General features: G+C 58.5%; 4 protein-coding genes. All 4 read right to left on the reverse strand.

The window, feature by feature from the left end; all coding sequences use genetic code 11:
- On the reverse strand, window positions 1-387 hold a 387-nt coding region (locus E1297_RS04390; protein WP_196223189.1), incomplete at its 3' end, for a DmsC/YnfH family molybdoenzyme membrane anchor subunit.
- Window positions 387-1,151: a 4Fe-4S dicluster domain-containing protein gene (locus tag E1297_RS04395; protein WP_155134381.1), complete on the reverse strand. Its 765-nt coding sequence runs from the start codon at window positions 1,149-1,151 to the stop codon at window positions 387-389. The genes E1297_RS04390 and E1297_RS04395, both read right to left, overlap by 1 nt.
- A complete protein-coding gene (locus E1297_RS04400; RefSeq protein ID WP_155134384.1) occupies window positions 1,148-3,961 on the reverse strand; it encodes a molybdopterin oxidoreductase family protein in 2,814 nt (937 codons plus the stop codon). Before E1297_RS04400 ends, E1297_RS04395 begins: the two co-directional genes overlap by 4 nt.
- 77 nt (window positions 3,962-4,038) lie before the next feature.
- Entirely contained in the window at window positions 4,039-5,061 is a 1,023-nt protein-coding gene (gene pta / locus E1297_RS04405; protein WP_368669458.1) for a phosphate acetyltransferase, read from the reverse strand.
- Window positions 5,062-5,095 lie beyond the last annotated feature (34 nt).

A 5,095-nucleotide genomic window follows, 5' to 3' on the forward strand; every position in this document is an offset into this window, starting at 1 on the left:
GAGCTGGGTGTAGATCATTGAGGTGGTGAAGACGGTAGCAAGGCTGAGTATCGCACCGACCCAACCCAGCAATGTCCAGTGGCTTTGCAGGAACACTGCTCCAAGTGCATAGAGACCCATAATGATAAGCGCGGCAACTGCGCAGACGCCCTCGCGGCTGAGCCAGCTGGATTTCCATTGGCTGAAGGCTTTCCATGCGCGTTCCGGATGGCCCAGATGAAATGTCGACGCCAGAAGACCGCCCACCGCCAGCGCATAGGCTATGGCGTAGAATACGAAGGCGACAAAGCCAGTGACCGGCGGTTGGCCTAGACCCAGAAAAAACAAGAGCCCAAAGCCCAGACCCGAAAAGGTCGTGAAGATGATGACTGAAGGTGCGGGATGCATCAGTTCGCTCCTCCGGGAATTTTGTCGAGCGCTTTGTCCAGCCAGCCCAGGAACCCTTGGGACTCTTCAGCGACCGGGGCCAGCAGCGGTGCCAGGATGTCGATTTGGTCTTCGACCTGATCCTTGGGGCGCGGCGGCAGGTATTTGTTGACCGGCTTGGTACCCATTTCGGGCATAAGATCCATGCCTCCACGGTCTGCGACCAGTTTGCTGACATCGCTGTCGGGATCACCAAGATCGCCAAAATGGCGCGCTCCGGCGGGGCAGGTACGGACGCATGACGGGACACGATCTACTTCGGGCAGGTTTTCGTTGTAGATCCGGTCAACGCACAGGGTGCATTTCTTCATCACGCCTTCGGCCTGATCCAGTTCACGTGCACCGTAAGGGCAGGACCACGCGCACAGGCCGCAGCCGATGCAATCGCTTTCGTTCACCAGAACGATACCGTCCTCGACACGCTTGTAGCTGGCCCCAGTGGGACAAACGGTGACACAGGGCGCATCTTCGCAATGTAGGCAGGATTTGGGGAAGTGGATGAGTTGGGCATGACCCTGTTCGGGCTGCACCTCATATGAATGCACCCGGTTCAGGAAGGTCCCCGACGGGTTGGCGCCATAAGCGTCCTGATCTGACAGGGGCGCGCCATAATTTTCGGTGTTCCAGCCTTTGCACGAAATCACGCAGGCGTGGCAGCCGACGCAGGTGTCCAGATCGATGACCAGACCCATCTTGCGTTCAGTGGATTGGGGGAGTTGGGTCATTTGCCTACCTTCCACGCCAAGTCTTTGGGGCCGGTGCCAACCGGCGATTTAATCGGATCGAACTCGGGTTGGCTTTCTGCATCCGAAGGTGGCGCAGCTTTTTCGATTTTCACTTTGAGGTCGAACCACGCAGCCTGACCGGTGATCGGGTCAGAGTTAGCCCATCGCAAACCGTCACCCTTAGGCGGTAAAAGCTCGTGGATCAGGTGGTTCAGCAGGAAGCCCTTGGTCGCCTCGGGTGCGTCCTCTTGCAATGCCCACGCGCCTTTGCGCTTGCCGATGGCGTTCCAGGTCCAGACGGTGTTTTCGTTCAGTGCCGCCATTTCCATGACCGGAACCGTGATCTCACCATGCGGGGACGTTACTTTTGCCCAGTCGCCATCCTGCAGCCCATGCTCGCGCATCAGTTTTGTCGGGACGTAGAGAGGGTTGCGACCGTGCAATTGACGCAGCCACGCGTTCTGAGTGCCCCAGCTGTGATACATCGCCATCGGGCGCTGGGTCAGGGCGTTGATGGTAAAGCCTTCGTTGCCGTGCTGGTCGGTTTCATACCAGATCGGCATCGGGTCCAGAGTTTCCTTGATCCGCTCGCGCAAATGGTCCGGCGGTTGACGCTCACCATGGCCTTCGGCAGCCAACTGGAACTTGCGCATCGGCTCGGAATACAGCTGAAACAGGTAGGGCTGTGGGCTGTCATAGATGCCCATGCCAACGGCCCAGTCCTGATAAGCGGCGTTCCACGGTTTGTAGTAGTCCGCACCCTCGGGAATATGGGCCACGTAGAAGCCGCCGTTCTCAATGTAACGGTTCAGCTGGTCGGGATTGACCTCACCACGACCTTCCTTATCGCCATTCTCGCCACGGAAGCCAGCAAGGGGGCCAATGCCGGGTTTGCGTTCGTGGTTGACGATGTAGTCGGCGTAATCCGTCCACTTGGCGCTGCCGTCTTCTTTGGTGAAACCAGGCAGTTCCATCCGGTTGGCCAGATCGATTAGCACCGACTGGAATCCGCGCACATCGCGATCCGGCTCGATCACTGGCCAGCGGATTGCGTCTGCTGCTGCCTCGGCCTCACAGATCGGGCGGTCAAGCAGCGAGATACAGTCGTGGCGCTCCAGATAAGTGGTGTCCGGCAGGATCAGGTCGGCATAAGCCACCATTTCCGAGGAGTAGGCGTCGGAATAGATGATGTGCGGGATTACATAATCGCCGTTCTCATCCTTGCCCGTCAGCATCTCCATGACACCTTTGGTGTTCATGGTCGAGTTCCACGACATGTTCGCCATGTACATGAACAGCGTGTCGATCTTGTAGGGGTCGCCCGCATGCGCGTTCGAGATCACCATATGCATCAGCCCGTGGCTGGACATCGGGTTTTCCCAGGTGAATGCCTTGTCGATCCGCGCGGGGCTGCCATCTTCTTTCAGCGCCAGGTGCTCGGGGCCCTGAACAAAGCCCAGATGCGGGCCATCCAGCGGCGAGTTGGGTGTCACCTTGCAGTGCGGTGTCGGGTGTGCCTCGACCGGCTTGGGGTAGGGCGGTTTGAAGCGGAAGCCGCCGGGAACCTCGACCGTGCCGAGGATGATCTGCAGAACATGCAGCGCGCGGCAGGTCTGAAAACCGTTGGCATGGGCCGATACGCCGCGCATCGAGTGCATGGCGACGGGGCGGCCGATCATCTTGGTGTGTTTCTCACCACGGAAATCGGTCCATTCGTGATCCAGTTCGAACGCCTCGTCAAAGGCAACACGGGCCAGTTCACCGGCGATGGCGCGGATGCGAGTGGCGGGAATGCCGCACTGTTCGGCCACCTTTTCGGGGGCGTATTCGTCGCTGAGATAGCGCTCGGCCATCAGGTGGAAGACCGGACGGTGGGTGACGCTATCCTTTTCATAGGTGGCCGACAGGTCAGGGCGGACGCCGGGCTTGTCGAAGGCCGTCAACTCGCCGGTGGCGCGGTCGATGACCAGCGGTTTACCGTCTTCATCCCGCAGGAACAGGCCTTTGGTCGGTCCTTCGGACGCGTCAATCAGAACCGGCGCGTTGGTGTAGCGGCTAAGGTAATCGAGATCGATTTTGCCCGCTTTCATCAGCACGTGGATCATCGACAGGATAAACAACCCGTCGGTTCCCGGAGTGATGCCAACCCAATCATCCGCAACAGCGTTATAGCCCGACCGGATCGGGTTAACGCCGATCACGCGCGCGCCGCGCGCCTTAATCTTGCCAATGCCCATCTTGATCGGGTTCGAGTCGTGGTCCTCAGCCACGCCGAACAGCATGAACAGCTTGGTGTGATCCCAGTCGGGCTGACCGAATTCCCAGAACGCGCCGCCCATCGTGTAGATGCCACCAGCGGCCATGTTCACGGAACAGAACCCGCCATGGGCCGCGTAGTTACAGGTGCCGAAGTTCTGAGCCCAGAAGCTGGTGAAGCTTTGGCTCTGGTCGCGGCCGGTGAAAAACGCCAGCTTCTCGGGGTTGTCCTCGCGGATTGGTTTCAGCCAACCGACTGCAATCTCCAGCGCCTCATCCCAGCTGATCTCTTCGAATTCGCCGGAACCGCGCGGCCCCACCCGCTTTAGCGGTGCGCGTAGCCGCGATGGGGCGTTGACCTGCATGATGCCAGCCGAGCCTTTGGCACATAACACACCCTTGTTTACAGGGTGATCGCGGTTGCCTTCGATATAGGCAACCTTGCCGTCTTTCATGTGCACATTGATGCCGCAGCGGCAGGCACACATGTAGCAAGTGGTTCGCCGGATTTCGTCTGAAACCTTTGGCGATGTGTCGATGATTGGCTGGTTCATTTGGGTCCCTGTGGCTATTGAACCGATCTTTCCATATTCGATGGAAAAACCGGAACATTATTTTGCTTCGCCCGAGTTTAGGAAACATCCTTTCGGGTTTGTGAGGTTTGCGCCTGGACTGCGGTCACCGCCACCATGTGCAGGACATCTTCGGCCGAGCAACCGCGCGAGAGGTCATTTGCAGGTTTCGCCAATCCTTGCAGGACTGGTCCGATCGCCTCGGCGCCGCCGATACGTTGCGCAATCTTGTAGCCAAGGTTGCCAGCGTCGAGATTTGGAAAGACAAAGACATTTGCCTGGCCCTGCAACGGGGAAGCCGCCGCTTTCTTGGCCGCTACTTCCGGAACAAAGGCTGCGTCAAACTGCAGTTCACCATCGATCAGCAGATCCGGGTCCGCAGCCTTGGCAATCTCTGTTGCCTCTACGACCTTTGACACTTTCGGATGTTTGGCGCTGCCTGTGGTCGAGAATGACAACATCGCCACGCGTGGCGTTTCATTCGTCAATGCGTGGTAGGATGCTGCCGAGGCACGGGCGATTGCCGCCAACTCTTCTTCGTTCGGGTCAACAACCAGACCGCAATCGGCAAAGATATGAGCGCCCCTTACCGAATGATGATCGCGGCAATAGAGCATCAGGAAGAAGCTCGAGACCATGGCAGCATCAGGTGCTTTGCCAATGATTTGCAAGGCTGCACGGACGGTGTCTGATGTTGTTTCTACCGCGCCGCCGACAGTTCCATCGGCCAGCCCCTTGTGAACCAGCATCGCGGCATAGTTCAGGCGTTTCGTGATCTGCTCTCGAGCCTGCTCGGGCGTCATGCCCTTATGCTTGCGCAGTTCATGCAGTTCCGCGGCGAAGGACTCGGTCAGAGAAGAGCTGTTGGGGTCGTGAATTTCGATCCCATCAACATCCGAACCGCCCTGCTTTGCCAGTTCAGCCTCGACCTTGGCCTGCTCACCAATAAGGATAATCCGGGCGACCCCTTCAGAACGGGCCTTCAGGGCGCCTTCGACGACTCTTGGATCATCGCCCTCAGCGAGGGCGATGATCTTGTCGGAGCTGGTTGCAGCTCCGAGTATTGTGCGTAGAGGTTTCACCCAGTTACGCCTCTTGCGGTGTCATGTCGTTTGC

It is taken from the genome of Roseibium sp. RKSG952, assembly GCF_009711355.1.

What these genes read in the sequence shown, in the direction of transcription:
- E1297_RS04395 (WP_155134381.1), bottom strand. Translation starts at nt 1,151, where the DNA reads ATGACCCAACTCCCCCAATCCACTGAACGCAAGATGGGTCTGGTCATC.
- E1297_RS04400 (WP_155134384.1), bottom strand. Translation starts at nt 3,961, where the DNA reads ATGAACCAGCCAATCATCGACACATCGCCAAAGGTTTCAGACGAAATC.